This window comes from Microbacterium sp. Root553 (genome assembly GCF_001426995.1).
Classification (GTDB): Bacteria; Actinomycetota; Actinomycetes; order Actinomycetales; family Microbacteriaceae; genus Microbacterium.
Window position 1 is genome coordinate 2,442,319 of record NZ_LMFY01000001.1, and the last position, 15,888, is coordinate 2,458,206.

Annotated in this window: 15 protein-coding genes; 4 read left to right on the forward strand and 11 right to left on the reverse strand. The window is 67.9% G+C overall.

The window, feature by feature from the left end; all coding sequences use genetic code 11:
- Positions 1-655 precede the first annotated feature (655 nt).
- Complete coding sequence (locus ASD43_RS17040) at positions 656-1,525, reverse strand: HNH endonuclease (protein WP_157538185.1); 870 nt, start codon at positions 1,523-1,525, stop codon at positions 656-658.
- 431 nt (positions 1,526-1,956) lie between these two features.
- The gene (locus tag ASD43_RS11410) at positions 1,957-2,406 is read right to left on the reverse strand and encodes a CGNR zinc finger domain-containing protein (RefSeq protein WP_056419534.1); all 450 of its coding nucleotides are present in this window, start codon (positions 2,404-2,406) and stop codon (positions 1,957-1,959) included.
- A 137-nt stretch (positions 2,407-2,543) separates the two neighbouring features.
- Here ASD43_RS11410 and ASD43_RS11415 point away from each other — a divergent pair, with 137 nt between their 5' ends.
- Positions 2,544-3,404, forward strand: a complete 861-nt coding sequence (locus ASD43_RS11415) for an alpha/beta fold hydrolase (RefSeq protein WP_056417496.1) — start codon at positions 2,544-2,546, stop codon at positions 3,402-3,404.
- A 149-nt stretch (positions 3,405-3,553) separates the two neighbouring features.
- Here ASD43_RS11415 and ASD43_RS11420 read toward each other — a convergent pair whose 3' ends face one another.
- Together ASD43_RS11420 and ASD43_RS11425 are read right to left on the reverse strand one after the other, a co-directional pair.
- Entirely contained in the window at positions 3,554-4,120 is a 567-nt protein-coding gene (locus ASD43_RS11420) for a GNAT family N-acetyltransferase (protein WP_056417501.1), read from the reverse strand.
- Between the two features lie 50 nt (positions 4,121-4,170).
- Positions 4,171-4,539: a VOC family protein gene (locus ASD43_RS11425; RefSeq protein WP_056417504.1), complete on the reverse strand. Its 369-nt coding sequence runs from the start codon at positions 4,537-4,539 to the stop codon at positions 4,171-4,173.
- Between the two features lie 95 nt (positions 4,540-4,634).
- On the opposite strand from ASD43_RS11425, the gene ASD43_RS11430 reads away from it, so the two are divergent.
- Both ASD43_RS11430 and ASD43_RS11435 read left to right on the forward strand, forming a co-directional pair.
- The gene (locus tag ASD43_RS11430; protein WP_056417507.1) at positions 4,635-5,960 is read left to right on the forward strand and encodes an MFS transporter; all 1,326 of its coding nucleotides are present in this window, start codon (positions 4,635-4,637) and stop codon (positions 5,958-5,960) included.
- Between the two features lie 20 nt (positions 5,961-5,980).
- The gene (locus ASD43_RS11435; RefSeq protein WP_056419536.1) at positions 5,981-6,403 is read left to right on the forward strand and encodes a GNAT family N-acetyltransferase; all 423 of its coding nucleotides are present in this window, start codon (positions 5,981-5,983) and stop codon (positions 6,401-6,403) included.
- A 45-nt stretch (positions 6,404-6,448) separates the two neighbouring features.
- On the opposite strand, the gene ASD43_RS11440 is transcribed toward ASD43_RS11435, so the two are convergent.
- From ASD43_RS11440 to polA, 6 genes are all read right to left on the reverse strand, one after another.
- Complete coding sequence (locus ASD43_RS11440; RefSeq protein ID WP_056419541.1) at positions 6,449-7,189, reverse strand: formylglycine-generating enzyme family protein; 741 nt, start codon at positions 7,187-7,189, stop codon at positions 6,449-6,451.
- 11 nt (positions 7,190-7,200) lie between these two features.
- Positions 7,201-7,950 (reverse strand): SGNH/GDSL hydrolase family protein, encoded by a 750-nt coding sequence (locus ASD43_RS11445; protein ID WP_056419547.1) that lies wholly within the window; start codon positions 7,948-7,950, stop codon positions 7,201-7,203.
- 46 nt (positions 7,951-7,996) lie between these two features.
- Complete coding sequence (locus tag ASD43_RS11450; protein WP_056417511.1) at positions 7,997-9,349, reverse strand: MFS transporter; 1,353 nt, start codon at positions 9,347-9,349, stop codon at positions 7,997-7,999.
- Between the two features lie 42 nt (positions 9,350-9,391).
- Positions 9,392-10,426 (reverse strand): LLM class flavin-dependent oxidoreductase, encoded by a 1,035-nt coding sequence (locus ASD43_RS11455; protein ID WP_056417512.1) that lies wholly within the window; start codon positions 10,424-10,426, stop codon positions 9,392-9,394.
- 53 nt (positions 10,427-10,479) lie between these two features.
- Complete coding sequence (locus ASD43_RS11460) at positions 10,480-12,156, reverse strand: DUF885 domain-containing protein (RefSeq protein WP_056417515.1); 1,677 nt, start codon at positions 12,154-12,156, stop codon at positions 10,480-10,482.
- Between the two features lie 82 nt (positions 12,157-12,238).
- Complete coding sequence (gene polA, locus ASD43_RS11465) at positions 12,239-14,875, reverse strand: DNA polymerase I (protein WP_056417516.1); 2,637 nt, start codon at positions 14,873-14,875, stop codon at positions 12,239-12,241.
- Between the two features lie 96 nt (positions 14,876-14,971).
- On the opposite strand from polA, the gene ASD43_RS11470 reads away from it, so the two are divergent.
- Positions 14,972-15,349, forward strand: a complete 378-nt coding sequence (locus ASD43_RS11470) for a PaaI family thioesterase (RefSeq protein ID WP_056419550.1) — start codon at positions 14,972-14,974, stop codon at positions 15,347-15,349.
- On the opposite strand, the gene ASD43_RS11475 is transcribed toward ASD43_RS11470, so the two are convergent.
- A complete protein-coding gene (locus ASD43_RS11475) occupies positions 15,324-15,887 on the reverse strand; it encodes a GNAT family N-acetyltransferase (RefSeq protein ID WP_056417519.1) in 564 nt (187 codons plus the stop codon). The genes ASD43_RS11470 and ASD43_RS11475 overlap by 26 nt on opposite strands.
- Position 15,888: the final 1 nt, after the last annotated feature.

The window sequence follows — 15,888 nt, forward strand, 5'->3', positions numbered from 1 at the left end:
TCGACAGGTTCGGGCATTCTTCGATCCTCCCAGGCGGACCAGTCCGCACCGTAGAGCGAGCAGCAGAAGCCGGAATGATAGACCCCGACGAAGAACCGCTCAAGGGGCCGACGAGCCCGACTGTTCCGAAGATATGTTGAGCCGAGATCGCAGAAGATCGCGATCCTTGGGCCGGTGGAGTCCCCAGCGAAGCCGGCAGGTGGTCCCGCGGGTACCCCAGACCTGTCGGGACCAGCCCCGATCACGCTCTACGGGGCGAGCTGCGTTTTCAGGAGAACCTGTGGGCGTCGAAGTCCGAACCATCGTCGAGGCCAGATAGGTCTCTGACTGTGCCTCAGGCGGGTTCTGGAGGACGCCGATCCGTTCACGCATGTATGCCTCCGCCTCGTCATTCGCGGGCGGCTGCGTCGTGGTGTTTCATCACGCCAGGCTCTGCGATCCTCATCGGGCAGATCCTCTACGACGGTAAAGCGGCCCGCTAGATCGATGGTGCCGCGGATCATGGTGTGGGCGAACGCCTGGAGGCGTTCCCTCGACTGCGAGAGCGAGTGCGCGGCAACCCGCCGCGCACGCAGCACGAAGCGTTCCACGATTTCCGTGGGCTGCATCACTGGCGCTCCCTTGTTCTCGCCCCGGCGATCGTTACGTGCCATCATCAGTCCACACGCCTAGTGAATCCAGTAATCGGGTCGAGCGGCCAATTCACGGCGAAGACGCGATTGAAGCTGATAATCATCGCCGGTTCCGATCCGTCTGAGAACGCCATCAGAACGATTTCACCCGGGTTTGGTTGATGTGCGGAGCGCGCGACCTTGATTGATGTCACCGTGTCGTCGACCGTGAGATCTTGGGTACGGGGCACGTCTCGAGCAGAAAGGAGTGCAGTTCGCAGTGCATCAGCGTGCGGTGTTCTCGGGATCTGCCGTAGCGCGACGCATCCGGCTAAGTACGCGGTCTTCACTGCTGCAATATGTGAGCGCGTTGCGTCGATAGGCACGTAGCTCATCTCGAACTCATGTTCTCGAATGATCTGGTTGACCGCCGGGTCGTGCCTTCCGTGTTGGAAGAGAACGAACCCGCCGGATGTGTTCTCGCGCAGGAGGTACTCTCCCGCGTTTCGGAGTCCGGGTAGGTTTTTACCCGAGAGTCGCACCTTTCCTATCGCGTTCTCGTACCAATTACGCAGGTGCGGCTCGTACTTGCTTCCGAACTCGTTGTTACACGTCTCGCACGTCATCGTGATGACGCTTCCGCCGACGGAGTGGGGTGGGACATGCTCCCGGCTGCGGGGTTTTGGCTCTAGGCAGATCGGACACACACCGAAGTCGATGAAGTCGAAGGCGACGGGAAGCGCTCGAAAATTACGCTCCGCTCCCAGCGGTTGTGGCATACGCACCTCGAGGGTTGACCCGTCTTCAAGTCGAAGAACGGCCTGACTGAGTTCGGGGACACCGCGACCATTTGCGCGCCCGTTGACGCTCTCAATCACACCGCGTACGCGACGTTTGCCGGAGGAATCGCTCACGGGTCAGACTGTACTCGTCGCCCTCGACATCAGGGGCCCGTCACCGACTCGCCGGACCAGTCTCAAGCTTCGTCAACACCGCAGCTCAACTATCCACGAGACAGCTCCGGCGCACCCACCTGGGCGCTCCGTATGCAGAGCCGATGACGGGTATACAGCAGCTGAGCCTCACCCTCTGATGCCGCGCAACAGGTCGCGCTGAGTTGCGTGATGTCCGCGAAGCATCATCGTTCCTTTCGTCGATACCCGCGACGTCACATGGCGAGTGTGCGCTCGTCAGCTCCGCTTACCGTCCCCCGGTCTGATGCCGCCCGCATAATAGCGAGCCTGATAATGCTCCTCCCCAGTAGAGAACTGCTCGCCCCCTTCAGGGCCGATGGTGGCGGGGAAGATCACACGGTGCCGATGCCTGCTCTCGTGTGCAGCATCGGTCAGCTCTTGGCGCGGCGTGCGTGCGTGCGTGCTTTCATCCGGTTGCCGCAGACCGCCATGGAGCACCACTTCGCGGTGCCGGGGCGACTGTGATCGACCAGGAAACGGGTGCACTCCTCATTCGCGCATGCTCGGAGGCGATCGGGGAACTCCGTGATCACCGTCGACCAGGCCAGCACGGCCTCGACGGCGAGGCGGTGGTCGTCGGGAACGCGAAGGTCCCAGGCCACCCCGTTCGGGGTCATGCGCGGCGTCTGCACGGCCTCGTCGAGGATGTCGGTCAGCTCGCCGACGGCGGCTCCCTCGTCTTCGCGGACCAGCGTCTGCAATGCCTGACGCGCGCGCCTCAGACGTGCCAGCTCACTCGCCGATCCCGTTCCGCCCCAGGTGCGCGCCAGGTCTCGCCCGGCCGCCCCCTCGAGGCCGTCGGTCGGCCTTCCCTCGATCATGGGCGCGCTGTTCAAAAGGCTCAGCAGCAGCTCCTCGTCGCTCAGCACTTCTCCCCCGGCTCTCCCGCGCGCTCTGGCGCGATGGATCCATGCTAGCGTCTGCCTAACCAGTAAAACAACTTAAAGAGGTTAGAACCATGGTCACCGTCCACCACCGCACCGTCTCCGTCGACGGACTCGACGTCTTCTACCGTGAAGCCGGCCCTGCCGACGCCCCTGTACTCCTGCTCCTGCACGGGTATCCGACCAGCTCCCACATGTTCCGGCACCTCATCCCCGCGCTGGCCGATCGTTACCGCGTCATCGCTCCGGACCACATCGGCTTCGGTCGTTCCTCCGCCCCCTCGGTCGACGACTTCGAGTACACCTTCGCGGCCCTCGCGCAGGTGACCAGTGGATTCCTCGCGACCATCGGCGTGACGAAGTACACGATCTACGTCCAGGACTACGGCGCCCCGATCGGCTGGCGCCTGGCGCTCGCCGACCCCGCTGCCGTCGTCGGGGTCATCTCCCAGAACGGCAACGCGTACGAAGAGGGCTTCGTGCCCGGTTTCTGGAACCCGATCTGGACCGACGGCGCCGAACGGACCGCCGAGACGCGCGACGCGCTGCGTCCCGCCCTCGGCCGGGACGCCGTCGAATGGCAGTACACCCACGGCGTCCCGGACCCGACCACCGTGGACCCCGACGCCTGGGAGCACGACCTCGCGCTCCTCGCCCGCGACGGACAGGACGACGTGCAGCTGGCGCTCTTCCGCGACTACACCACCAACCGGGACCTCTATCCCGAGGTGCACGCCTGGCTCCGCACCTCGCAGGTGCCGGTGCTCGCGATCTGGGGGCGCAACGACGAGATCTTCGCCGCCGCCGGCGCCACGGCATTCCTCCGCGACGCTCCGCACGCTCGTGTCGAGCTCATAGACGGCGGACACTTCCTCCTCGAATCCGACCTCGACCGCGTCGCCGGGACGATCAGGAGCTGGCTTCAGAACGACTGACCCGAACGGGCTCGTCGGCGGGATCCGAGCGCCCCGATGCTCCCCCGAGCGGCCTGGTGGCCGGACGTGAGATCGAGCGGCCCCGTCCGGCCACCAGGGAATCCTCATCGCCTGCCGCAGCGACGGCCGAGCACGAGGCGTCCTGTCGGTCACCAGGGTGTGCCGTCGAGGTCGATGTCTCCGAGCGGCCATCGAGGCGCGTCCCCGCGGGGGTCCGCGACGGCGGCGAAGACGAGGATCGGCCCGCCGGACGACGTCACGGTCTTCGTCGTGTCGACCGTCGACACGTGACGCTCCACCGCGTTCACCCGCGACCAGCCGGTGCGCTCGTAGAACTCGACGACCTCGTCGCGGCACCCGAGATAGCCGAACTCGACCCGCTCGTCGCCACGCATCGCCTGCTGGGCGTGAGACATCACTCGACGGCCGACACCCTCGGAGCGCCAGTCGGGATGCACCAGGACTCCCCCGGTTCCCGCGATCCGGACCTCGGCCCGGCCGACCCGGATGACGCGACGCTGGAATCCTACGTGCGCGACCGCCCTGTTCCCGCGGAAGATCGTCGTGTGCACGTCCGCCGGAGAATACCCGTACGGACGGTCAGGATCCCACTCTCCGTGCGTCACGCGATACTCGCTGTCGAACAGCTCGCGCAGCGCCGCAACGTGCGATTCGGACAGAGCGGAATGCTCGACGACGGCGACGCGCTCACTCATGCGATCCTGCGCTCTCGGAGATGGGGAGAGGTCACACCTCTACCCTGCCATCACTGTGCGGCCCAAACCCCCAGCTCATTGCCGCTCGGATCGAGGAAGTGCAGACGTCGACCACCCGGGAACTCGTACGGGCCCTGCGTCACGGAGCCGCCGGCGTCGGTGATCGCGGCCTGCGTCGCGTCGAGGTCGTCGGAATAGAGGAGGACCAGAGGTCCGCCGGCAGGCCTGGCCTGATCGGAGAGCAGCAGGCCTCCCACCTCGGACCCGTCGCCGGTGGGTGAGGCGATGCCGGCGTAGGCGGGACCGTAGTCGACGAAGACCCACCCGAAGGTGTCGCCGTAGAACCGCTTCGCGGCTTCGAGGTCGTTCACGACGAGCTCGACGTAGTCGATGGAGTGATGCACCGGTGCAGGAGTCATACGGCCACGGTAGCCCCGGCATCCGACATCCGGAAGGGTCCGTCGCGCGCATCGGAACGCGCGAGAGCGCCGCCGACCGGGAGTACCGTGGAAGGGTGCAACAGGTTCCCCGCTCCCCCGTGACCGACCCGGGGTGGAGGGCCTGGCTCATCTGGGGTGTGGGCGTGGCCGCCTACGTTCTCGCGATCACCAACCGCACCTCGTTGGGAGCTGTCGGAGTCGAGGCGGCCGACCGGTTCCACGCCGACGCCTCGACGCTCGCGCTCTTCGCCGTGGTGCAGCTCGCGGTCTACGGCGGCATGCAGATCCCCATCGGCATCCTGCTCGACCGCTTCGGGTCCCGTCCCATCATGACGATCGGCATGCTCCTGATGGCCGCCGGTCAGCTCACCATGGCCGTCTCCCCGAGCATCGGCGTCGCGGTCTTCGCCCGCATCCTCCTCGGTGCGGGAGATGCGGCGATCTTCCCGGCCGTGCTGCGACTCGTCGCCACCTGGTTCCCCGCCCAGCGCGGCCCTCTCATGGTCCAGTTCACCGGCATCATCGGTCAGGCAGGGCAACTCGTCGCGCTCGTCCCGCTCGCTGCACTCCTGCATGCGACCTCGTGGACGATCACGTTCGGCAGCATCGCCGGTCTGGGGGTGCTCTTCACGATTCTCGTCGCGCTCCTGATCCGCAACCACCCGGCGGAGCGCGGGGCCGACGTCTCTGTGGACACCGACACGGGCGTGATCCGCGTCGTCACCTCGTCGATCGACACGGGCGTCGGCATCCGCGCCGCCTGGGCGCACCCCGGGACCCGACTCGCGTTCTGGTCGCATTTCACGTCGCCGTTCGCGGGCACCGCGTTCATCCTGCTCTGGGGGATGCCGTTCCTCACCGCGGCCCAGGGGCTGGACACCGCGCACGCCGCGGGGATCATCTCGGTGTATGTCATCGCCGGCATGGCGCTCGGCCCGATCATCGGCGACCTGTCGAGGCGGTTGCCGAACCAGCGCTCGCTCGCACTCGTGCTCCCCGCGGTCGGCGTGCAGGTGGGCGCATGGATCGCCGTTGTCGCGCTGCCGGGCCCCGCGCCCCTCTGGCTGCTCTACGTGCTCGCCGTCGCGCTCGCGACCGGCGGCCCCGCGAGCATGATCGCCTTCGACCATGCGCGCACCCACAACCCGTCGCACCGACTGAGCACCGCGACCGGGGTGACGAACGCCGGGGGCTTCGTCGCCGCGCTGATCGCGATCTGGCTGATCGGTCTCGCACTCGACGTCCAGGGCGCCGGAACCCCCGAGACGTACTCGTTCGAGGCGTTCCGCATCGCCTTCCTGATGCCGATCCCGCTCTGGATACTCGGCGTCGTCTTCGTCGTGATCGAACGCAAGCGGACACGCATCCGCATGGGTCTGGATCCCGAGAAGCATCGCTGACCGCTCGTAGGATGTCGCTCATGCCTTCGCCCTATTCCTTCTCGACCGACACCGCGACGATCGATCGCCCCCTGGTGCACCGCTGGCTCAGTGAGGAGTCGTACTGGGCGAGAGGACGCACCCGCGAGACGCAGGATGCCGCGATCGATGCGTCGCGCAACTACTCGGTTCGGGATGCCGACGGCCGGCAGGTCGCGTATGCGCGCGTCGTGACCGACGGCGTCACGTTCGCCTGGCTCTGCGATGTGTTCGTCGACGAGACGGCGCGCGGCGAGGGCATCGGACGGCTGATCGTCGAGGGCGTCATCGACGATCTGCAGCACTCGTCCACCGTGAAGCGCATCGTGCTGGCTGCGAGCACCGCGAGCGGCCTGTACGAGAAGTTCAGATTCGCCGAGTCCTCGGGCCCCAGCCGCTATCTCATCCGCCCCATGGACCGGTGAGGATCATCCTGCCTCCCTCGTGGCCGGACCCGCAGCGCTGATCGATCAGCGGCCGGGTCGACGCAGCGGAGTCCAGCCGAACGGCACAGGGCCGTCGAATGCGGCACGCTCGCGGTCCGCGCGCTCCGACCACCCCTGAGCTTCGCCCGGCGTGTCGAAAGCACCCCTGGCGACGCGCAGCCCCACGTCGTCCTGCGCGGTGCGGGGCGCTCCCCCGCGACGGACCGATGCCCGCACGCTCCAGGCGTCGTCGGCGAAGCCGCCACCCCGGAACACGCGATAGTCGTCATAGCGCGCGGGATCCAAGAGGTCCCAGCACCACTCCCACACATTGCCGAGGGTGTCGAACAGCCCGTAGAGATTCGGCAGGCGTGAGCCCACATCCTGGGCGGACGAGACGCCGTCGGCGCTCGTCCACGCGGCGTCCGCGAGCGGTGCGTAGTGCGGACCCGTCGAACCCGCGCGGCACGCGTACTCCCACTCGGCCTCGGTCGGCAGACGGTAGCCATCGGCCGTCACGTCCCACGCGACGACCTCTCCGTCAAACCGATATACCGGATCGAAGCCCTCCCACTCGGACGCGGCGTTGCAGAAGTGGACGGCGCGCAGCCAGCTCAGCTCCACAGCGGGACGTCGCGGATGGCGTGAGGGAATCGGGAGGATTTCGGCCAGCTGCTCCTCGGTGATCGGGAAGGCCGCGATCTCGAAGTCGTCGACGCTCACCACGCGCTCCACTTTGCGGCGGGCATCGTGCAGGGTCACCGAGCCGCCACGGATGCGGCGCATCTCGATGTCGGTCACGCGCCGGGCACTCGCTCGACCCAGTCGGGATACTTGGCTGTGCGCCCGTCGCCGGACGAGGTGCGAGTGACGCGGCGTCGTACCCAGGGTCCGACGAACTGGCGATAGTAGGCGATCCCGGCAGGCCCGGCGGCCGCGAGCGAGGTCGGCGACCACCACGTCACCGGCGGCTCGAATCCGAGCCCCTGCAGCACCCGCGCGGCGACACGATGATGGCCGGCGGCGTTCATATGCAGGCGGTCCTCCGACCAGTACTTCGCGCCGGACAGCTCGCTGTCCGGCCAGTTCAGCGCGCGCACGACGTCATCGCGGCCCTCGACCCGCCTCAGCACCGCATCGGAGAGCTGATCCCCGCGGCGCTGCACGAGAGAGCCCATCGGCAGCTGACCGCTCGGATTCGCGCCGGACAGCAGGATCAGCGTCACGCCCTCCTCGTCGCATCGACGCAGCACGCGGCTGAACGCATCGGCGATGTGCTCGAGATCGGTGCGCGGTCGGAGCATGTCGTTGCCCCCGCCGTTGAACGACAGATGCGTGGGTCGCAGCGCGAGCGCGGGTTCGAGCTGCTGCTCGACGATGGGCCAGGCCAGCCGGCCGCGGATCGCGAGGTTCGCGTAGCTGATCGGGTGACCGGACGCATCCGCCCACCCCTGGGCCACGAGGTCCGCCCATCCGCGTTCGCTGCCGTCCGGGAGCACATCACCCACGCCCTCCGTGAAGGAGTCTCCGATGGCCACATAGCGCACGTCTGTCACCCCGACAGCCTATTCCCGCCAGCGGTGCGCGGACGCCTCACCGGTCGTCGAGCGCCTCTCCCCTGCGGTCGACGAGTCCCCAGGCAGCCACCGCAGCGGCGACGAAGCACGCTCCGAAGACGGCGAACAGAACGGGCGCTCCCCCGGCGACGAGCAGCACCGGCACCGCCAGAGGCGCGATGATCGAGGCGATGCGGCCGATGCCCGCCGCCCACCCGGCCCCGGTGCCGCGCAGCGAGGTCGGGTAGATCTCGGGCGTCACCGCATACAGCGCACCCCAGGCACCCAGGTTGAAGAACGACAGCGCCATCCCCGAGGCGATGATGGCCGCCTCTGTCGTGGACGTGCCGAAGAACACCGCCGACACCGCGGATCCAAGGAGGAAGATCGACAGCGTCGACCGCCGACCCCAGACCTCGATCAGCCAGGCCGCCACCGCGTAGCCGGGCAACTGGGCGAGCGTGATGATCAGCGTGAACCCGAACGACCGCACGAGATCGAACCCCGCATCGACGAGGATGCTGGGAATCCAGATGAAGGCGCCGTAGTAGGCGAAGTTGACGCACAGCCAGACGACCCAGAGGCTCAGCGTGCGCAGCCGGAACTCGGCGTTCCAGAGCGTGGTCAGGCGGGCCCGGGTGGTGACGGCGATCGCCCGCGACGGCGGCTCACGGCGGATCGCGGGTTCGGGCACGACACCCGCATCCGTCTCGAACGTCGAGACGATGCGATCCGCCTCGGCGATGCGTCCGCGTGAGGCCAGCCAGCGCGGCGACTCCGGCAGGCCCCACCGCACGATCAGGGCGTAGACCGCAGGGATGGCGCCGAAAGCGAAGGCCCAGCGCCACCCGTCGTCGGACGTCGGGATCACGAAGTAGCCGATCAACGCGGCAGCGGTCCAGCCGAGGGCCCAGAACGCCTCGAGGATCACGATGAGTCGGCCGCGGATGCGCGCGGGCGCGAATTCGCTGACGTAGGTCGATGCGACGGGAAGCTCCGCGCCGAGACCGAGTCCCACGAGGAAGCGCAGGACGAGCAGCGCCGCCAGTCCCCCGACGAGTGCGCTCGCACCGGTCGCGATCCCGTAGATGAGCAGCGTCAGCGCGAACACCTGACGCCGACCGAGCCGGTCGGCGAGAAGGCCGCCGAGGGTGGCGCCGATCGCCATGCCGATGAAGCCGACGGAGGCGATCCACCCGGCATCCGTCTTGGTCAGCCCCCACTGCTGGGTGAGCGCGGCGAGGATGAAGGAGATGAGCCCCACATCCATCGCGTCCAGCGCCCAGCCGACGCCTGATCCGGTGAGCAGTCGCAGATGGCGACGCGTGAACGGAAGTTCGTCGAGACGCCCGGCGATCGATGCCCGGCTCGGCAGCGCGGTGTTGGCCATTCCTACATCGTAGAGGCGTGCTCGCGCCGCCGAGCCGCTGTGTCAGTCGCGCTCGGCGAGGATCCTGCGCACCCGCGGGATGACCTCGGAGCCGTACAGCTCCACGCTGCGCATCATCGCCTCGTGCGACAGCGTGCCGGTGGCGTACTTCAGGTCGAAGCGGCCGAGGTCGAGGGTCGTGATCGTGTCGGCGATCTTCGCCGCCACGCGGTCCGGCGAACCGACGTACAGCGCTCCTGCGGGCCCGACATCGTTCTGGAACCTCGCCCTGCTGTACGGAGGCCAGCCCCGCTCGCGTCCGATCGTGTTGTTCATCGCCTCGAAGCCCGAGTATGCGGCCTCCCATGCCTCGTCATCGGTGTCGGCGATGTGCCCGGGAGAATGCACGGCGATCGGGTGCGCGGGGGTTCCGAACGACGCGATCGACCGGTGATAGAGATCGACGAACTGGCGGAAGCGTCCTGCCGGGCCTCCGATGATGGCGAGCATCAGACCGAGGCCGTGGCGGGCGACGCGCACGACCGATTCGGGGCTGCCGCCCACCCCGACCCACGTGCGCAGGCCGTTCTCCGTCTTGGGGAAGACGTTCGCGTCGTCGAGCGACGGCCGCATCGTGCCGGACCAGGTCACCGGCTCCTCCCTGAGGAGCTCGACGAACAGCTCGAGCTTCTGCTCGAAGAGGGCGTCGTAGTCGCGCAGGTCATAGCCGAAGAGCGGGAAGGACTCGATGAACGAGCCGCGCCCGAGAACGACCTCCGCACGCCCGTCCGACAGTGCGTCGAGCGTGGCGAAACGCTCGAAGACCCGCACAGGGTCATCGGAGGAGAGCACGGTGACCGCGGTGCCGAGACGGATGTTCTGCGTGCGCCCGGCGATCGTGGCCAGCACCATCTCGGGTGCCGAGACCGCGAACTCGGTGCGGTGGTGCTCCCCCACTCCGAAGAAGTCCACGCCGACGCTGTCGGCCATCTCCGCCTGTGCGACCACGTTGCGGATGGTCTGCGCGGCGGTGAGCAGTTCGCCGTCCGCGCCTCTGGTGATGTCGCCGAAGGTGTCCAGCCCGAATTCGATGCCCATGTCAGCCCTTTCTATTCAGGTGAATGAACATCATTCGGGTCGTTCGCATTCCCTCAGCCTGCGAGAAGCGCCGTGCGCAGGGTGTCGAGGCCCACGCCGCCCATGTCGAGGGCACGCTTGTGGAACTCCTTGACGTCGAAGTCGGAGCCTCGTTCCGCCTGGTACGCATCGCGCACCTGCTCCCAGATGCGCTGGCCGACCTTGTACGAGGGCGCCTGCCCCGGCCATCCGAGGTAGCGGTTGACCTCGAACTGCACGAACTGGTCGGACATGTTGACGTTCTTGCGCATGAAATCGAGCGCGTAGTCCGCGTCCCAGATGCCTGTGCCGTCGAGCCGCGGCTTGCCGAGGTGCACGCCGATGTCGAGGACGACCCTGGCCGCGCGCATGCGCTGGCCGTCGAGCATCCCGAGTCGATCGGCGGGGTCGTCGAGGTAGCCGAGCTGCTGCATCAGACGTTCCGCGTACAGCGCCCAGCCCTCTGCGTGGCCGGAGGTGCCGGCGAGCAGACGACGCCAGGAGTTGAGCTCCGTGCGGTTGTACACGGCCTGGGCGATCTGCAGATGGTGCCCCGGAACGCCCTCGTGGTACACGGTGGTGAGCTCACGCCAGGTGTCGAACTCCGTGACGCCCTCGGGAACCGACCACCACATGCGGCCGGGGCGCGAGAAGTCATCGGTCGGACCGGTGTAGTAGATGCCACCCTCCTGGGTGGGGGCGATCATGCACTCCAGGGTGCGGATCGCCTCGGGGATGTCGAAGTGCGTGGCGCCGAGCTCTACGACGGCCCTGTCGCTCGTCTCCTGCATCCAGCGCTGCAGCGCCTCGGTGCCGACGAGCTTGCGCGCGGGGTCGGCCTCGAGGTGCGCGACGGCCTCTTCGACCGACGCGCCGGGGAGGATCTCGTGGGCGATCGCCGTCTGCTCCTCGACCATCCGCGCGAGCTCGTCGCGTCCCCACTCGTAGGTCTCATCGAGGTCGATCGTCGCACCGAGGAACCGGCGGGAGTTGAGCGCATACAGCTCGCGTCCGACCGCATCGACCTCTCCTGCGGCGGGAGCGAGCTCCTCGGCGAGGAAACCGCGCAGCTCGTCGTAGGCCACGCGGGCGGCCGCGGAGTTGTCGGCGAGCAGCCGTGCGAGGGATGCGGGCAGGTTGCCCTCCTGGGGCGCGGCGTCGGCGACGAACGCCGCGAAGAATCCGTCATCGGCCGTGTAGCGATCGATCTGCGTCGCGACCTCCACGACCTGGCGCCTGGCGGGCGTGACTCCCGCGGCGATGCCGGCACGCAGGGTCTCGGTATAGCCGCGCAGCGCATCCGGGACTGCGGCAAGCCGGGTCGCGATGACACTCCAGTCATCCGCGGTGGCCGTCGGCATCAGGTCGAATGCGGATCGCACGTCCTGAGCGGCTGAGGCGATCACGTTGAGGTCGCGGAGGTGCCAGTCGGCGTCGTGCAGTTCGAGGTCGAGGCTCAGCTCCGCCGACAGGTCCGCCTTCGTGACCGCGTCGATCGCGTCGACCGGCTCGAGCGCCGCCAGCTGCGCGAGCGTCGTCCTCGTCGCCGCCGCGATCTCGTCATGGCCGGCCGGGCTGAGGTCACCGAATCGATCGTTGACGTCATCGCGACCGATGTAGGTCCCGAGGGTCGGAGCCAGCACCGCGATGGTGTCGACCCACTCGTCGGCGACTTTGTCGATGGCAGACGGAGTGCGGGGAGAAGAGGTCATCCCTCCAGAGTAGCCAACACCGCTCGCGCGTCCTATCGGTTCTCTGCCCACCCGCAGGCGAGCATCGGCGTGAGACCGACCGTCAGTGTGCGGCCTCGTTCCAATCGCGACCGCGACCCACCTGCACATCGAGCGGCACCCTCAGGTCTGCCGCGTCGCCCATGCGAGCCCGGACGATCCGCTCGGCGGCATCCCACTCGCCAGGCGCCACCTCGACCACGAGCTCGTCGTGGATCTGCAGCAACGCACGGGAGGACAGGCCCTCGGAACGGAGGTCTTCGTGGATGTGCAGCAGTGCGATCTTCATGATGTCGGCCGCGCTGCCCTGGATGGGAGCGTTGAGAGCCGCACGCTCGGCGTTCTCACGCAGCACCCGGTTGGGGCTCGCCAGGTCGGGGAACGGGCGACGGCGCCCGAAGATCGTCTCGGTGTAGCCGACCTCCTTCGCCGTGATGACCGAGGCACGCAGGTAGTCGCGGACAGCGCCGAAACGCGCGAAGTACTCGATCATGAGCTGCTTCGCCTCGGACTGCTCGATACGCAGCTGCTTCGAGAGGCCGAACGCCGACAGACCGTAGACGAGGCCGTAGGACATCGCCTTGACCTTGGTGCGCATCGCCGCTGTGACGTCCGACGGATCGACGCCGAAGACCCGCGCGCCGACGAAGCGGTGCAGGTCTTCACCGCTGTTGAACGCTTCGATGAGCCCTTCGTCACCCGAGAGGTGCGCCATGATGCGCATCTCGATCTGGGAGTAGTCGGCGGTGAGCAGGGACTCGTACCCTTCGCCGACCTGGAATGCGCTGCGGATGCGGCGGGACTCCTCGGTGCGCACGGGGATGTTCTGCAGGTTCGGGTCGGTGCTCGAGAGCCGGCCGGTCTGGCTGCCGGTCTGCACATAGGTCGTGTGCACGCGGTGGTCGTCGCCGATCGCCGTGTCGAGAGACTCGATGATCTGACGCAGCTTCGTCGCCTCGCGGTGCTGCAGCAGCAGACCGAGGAACGGATGCGGGTGCGATTCCTGAAGGTCGGCCAGCACGGCGGCATCCGTCGAGTACCCGGTCTTGGTCTTGCGCGTCTTGGGGAGCTGCAGATCTTCGAAGAGCACCTCCTGGAGCTGCTTCGGGGACCCGAGATTGAACTCGCGGCCGACGATGCCGAACGCGTCCTGCGCCAGCCCGTCGGCGCGCGCCGCCAGCTCGCCGGAGAACGTCGAGAGAACCTCGTGCGAGACCGCGACGCCGGCGACCTCCATGTCGGCGAGCGTGAGCAGGGTGGGCAGCTCGATGTCGGTGAGGACAGTGGCGACCGACTCGGGGATGTCTTCGCGCAGGGCCGTAGCCACCCGCAGGGCGAACCACGCCTCCTGAGCCGGAGTCGCACCCTCGGTCTCGGGAACGAGCTGCGAGGGGTCGGCCTCGGGCAGCTTCTCGCCCAGGTATCGCTCGACGAGATCGCCGAGCGTCTTGTCGGGGAAGCTCGGGCGCAGCAGCCATCCCGCGAGGCTCGTGTCGTACGCCAGCCCGGCGAGGCGGATGCCCTGACGACGAAGCGCCTTCACCTGCGGCTTCGCGTCGTGGATGATCTTCGGACGACCGGACTCGAGCCACGGACGCAGCGCGTCGGCCACCTCGTCGCTCCAGTCGATCTCACGGAGGTCGGACTCGGTGGCCGCGCCCACCCTGGTCGGGGCTCCACCCTGCAGCGGGATGCGCAGGGAGACGTCGTGCGTCTGGGCGTCGACCCAGTCGACGAACTCGGCGGCGGTGACCTGAGAGGGCTCCGGCAGCACCACGGCGGCGGCCGCCGGATCATCGGCGACCTCGCCTGCGCCGACGGCCTCGAAGACGCGGGGAAGCAGGGTGCGGAACTCGAGGCGCGCGAAGATGTCGCGGACGGCCTGGGCGTCGATCGGCGCCACGGCCAGATCGTCGGGCGCGACGGGGAGCTCGACGTCGCGCAGCAGCCGGTTGAGCAGGCGATTGCGGCGCACGTCCTCGATGTGGTCGCGCAGGTTGCCGCCGACCACGCCCTTGATCTCGCCCGATCGCTCGAGAAGGTCGTCGAGCGAGCCGAACTGGGTGAGCCACTTGACGGCGGTCTTCTCTCCCACCTTGGGGACACCCGGGAGGTTGTCGCTGGTCTCGCCGACCAGCGCCGCGATGTCGGGGTACTGCTCGGGAGGCACACCGTAGCGCTCGTGCACGGTGGTGGGGTCGTACCGCTTGAGCTGCGAGACTCCCTGCACGGACGGGTACAGCAGAGTGACGTCGTCGGTGACGAGCTGAATCGTGTCGCGGTCACCCGACACCACGAGCACGTCGTAGCCCTGTTCGGCTCCCTGCGTCGAGAGCGTGGCGAGGATGTCGTCGGCCTCGACGCCCTCTTTCGTGAGCACGGGGATCGACATCGCGGCGAGGCAGTCCTGCAGCAGGGGGATCTGCCCGCGGAACTCCTGCGGGGACTCGGACCGGGTCGCCTTGTATTCGGGATACTGGTCGGTGCGGAACGAATGGCGGGACGTGTCGAACGCGATCGCCATGTGAGTCGGCTGCTCGGCCTTGATCAGGTTGACGAGCATCGAGAGGAAGCCGTAGATGGCGTTCGTGTGCTGGTTGTCTTTGGTGGTGAAGTTCTCGACCGGGAGGGCGAAGAACGCACGGTAGGCGAGCGAGTGGCCGTCGACGACCATGAGGGTAGGCTTTGCGGAGTCCGTCACCCTGTCAGCCTAACGAGGACGACAGACACCCGCTGAGGAGGATCCGTGAGCGAGACCGCGACCAGTGCAGGACTCGACTGGGCCACAGCCCGCGGTATGGGCGCTCTCGCCCAGAAGATGGGCATGGAGTTCCTGGAGTTCACCACCGAGAGATGCGTCGCGACGCTGCCGGTCGAGGGCAACACGCAGCCCGTCGGGCTGATGCACGGCGGCGCGTACGTGGTGCTCGGCGAGTCGCTGGGGTCCATGGCGGCCAACCTGCATGCGGGCCCGGGACGACTCGCGGTCGGAGTGGACATCAACGCGACCCATACGCGGTCGGCGACCTCGGGCGTGGTCACCGGCGTGTGCACCCCGGTGCATCTCGGGCGCAGCATCACGGTGCACGAGATCGTGGTGACGGATGATCAGGGTCGGCGCTGCTCGACGATCCGCATCACCAACATGATCAAGGACGCACCCGCATCGAGCTGAGCGGCTCCTCCAGCAGCAGCTGGAACAGCCGGTGGTCCTGCCACTCCCCCGCGATGCGCAGATACCGCGGAGCGATCCCGATCGGCTCGAAGCCGAGCTCGCCGAGCACCCGCTGCGATGCGGCGTTGTGCAGCAGTGTGGCGGCCTGCAGACGGTGCAGCCGCAGCTCGTCCCTCGCGTGGGCGACGACGCGGGCGACCCCGAGGGACGCGAGTCCCCGGCGCAATCGCGAGGCATCGATCCAGTAGCCGAGGTCGGCGCTCCAGAAGGCTCCGCGCACGACGTTGTTCAGGTTGATCCGTCCCCGGATCTCGCCGTCGGCGGACTCGATGACGAACCGCGCGCTCCTGCCCAGCGCCGCCTCCTCCACGCACCGCCGGGCGTCCGTCTCCTGCCACTGCTCGGTGAAGAACTCCGGTTCCCTCAGCGGCTCCCAGGGAGACAGATGCGCGCTGTTCGCGGCGTACGCCCTCGCGAGGGCGGCGCCGTCACCGACACGGATCGGACGCAGGTCGTGCTCCGCGTCGAGCGGGTGCACG

Bases quoted from the DNA above. Each gene is read 5' to 3' on its own strand.
- ASD43_RS11455 (WP_056417512.1), bottom strand. From the start codon at position 10,426: ATGGGCATCGAATTCGGGCTGGACACCTTCGGCGACATCACCAGAGGC.
- ASD43_RS11425 (WP_056417504.1), bottom strand. From the start codon at position 4,539: ATGACTCCTGCACCGGTGCATCACTCCATCGACTACGTCGAGCTCGTC.
- ASD43_RS11450 (WP_056417511.1), bottom strand. From the start codon at position 9,349: ATGGCCAACACCGCGCTGCCGAGCCGGGCATCGATCGCCGGGCGTCTC.
- ASD43_RS11420 (WP_056417501.1), bottom strand. From the start codon at position 4,120: ATGAGTGAGCGCGTCGCCGTCGTCGAGCATTCCGCTCTGTCCGAATCG.
- ASD43_RS11410 (WP_056419534.1), bottom strand. From the start codon at position 2,406: ATGATCGAGGGAAGGCCGACCGACGGCCTCGAGGGGGCGGCCGGGCGA.
- ASD43_RS11440 (WP_056419541.1), bottom strand. From the start codon at position 7,189: ATGCGCCGCATCCGTGGCGGCTCGGTGACCCTGCACGATGCCCGCCGC.
- ASD43_RS11415 (WP_056417496.1), top strand. From the start codon at position 2,544: ATGGTCACCGTCCACCACCGCACCGTCTCCGTCGACGGACTCGACGTC.
- ASD43_RS11435 (WP_056419536.1), top strand. From the start codon at position 5,981: ATGCCTTCGCCCTATTCCTTCTCGACCGACACCGCGACGATCGATCGC.
- ASD43_RS11470 (WP_056419550.1), top strand. From the start codon at position 14,972: ATGGGCGCTCTCGCCCAGAAGATGGGCATGGAGTTCCTGGAGTTCACC.
- ASD43_RS11460 (WP_056417515.1), bottom strand. From the start codon at position 12,156: ATGACCTCTTCTCCCCGCACTCCGTCTGCCATCGACAAAGTCGCCGAC.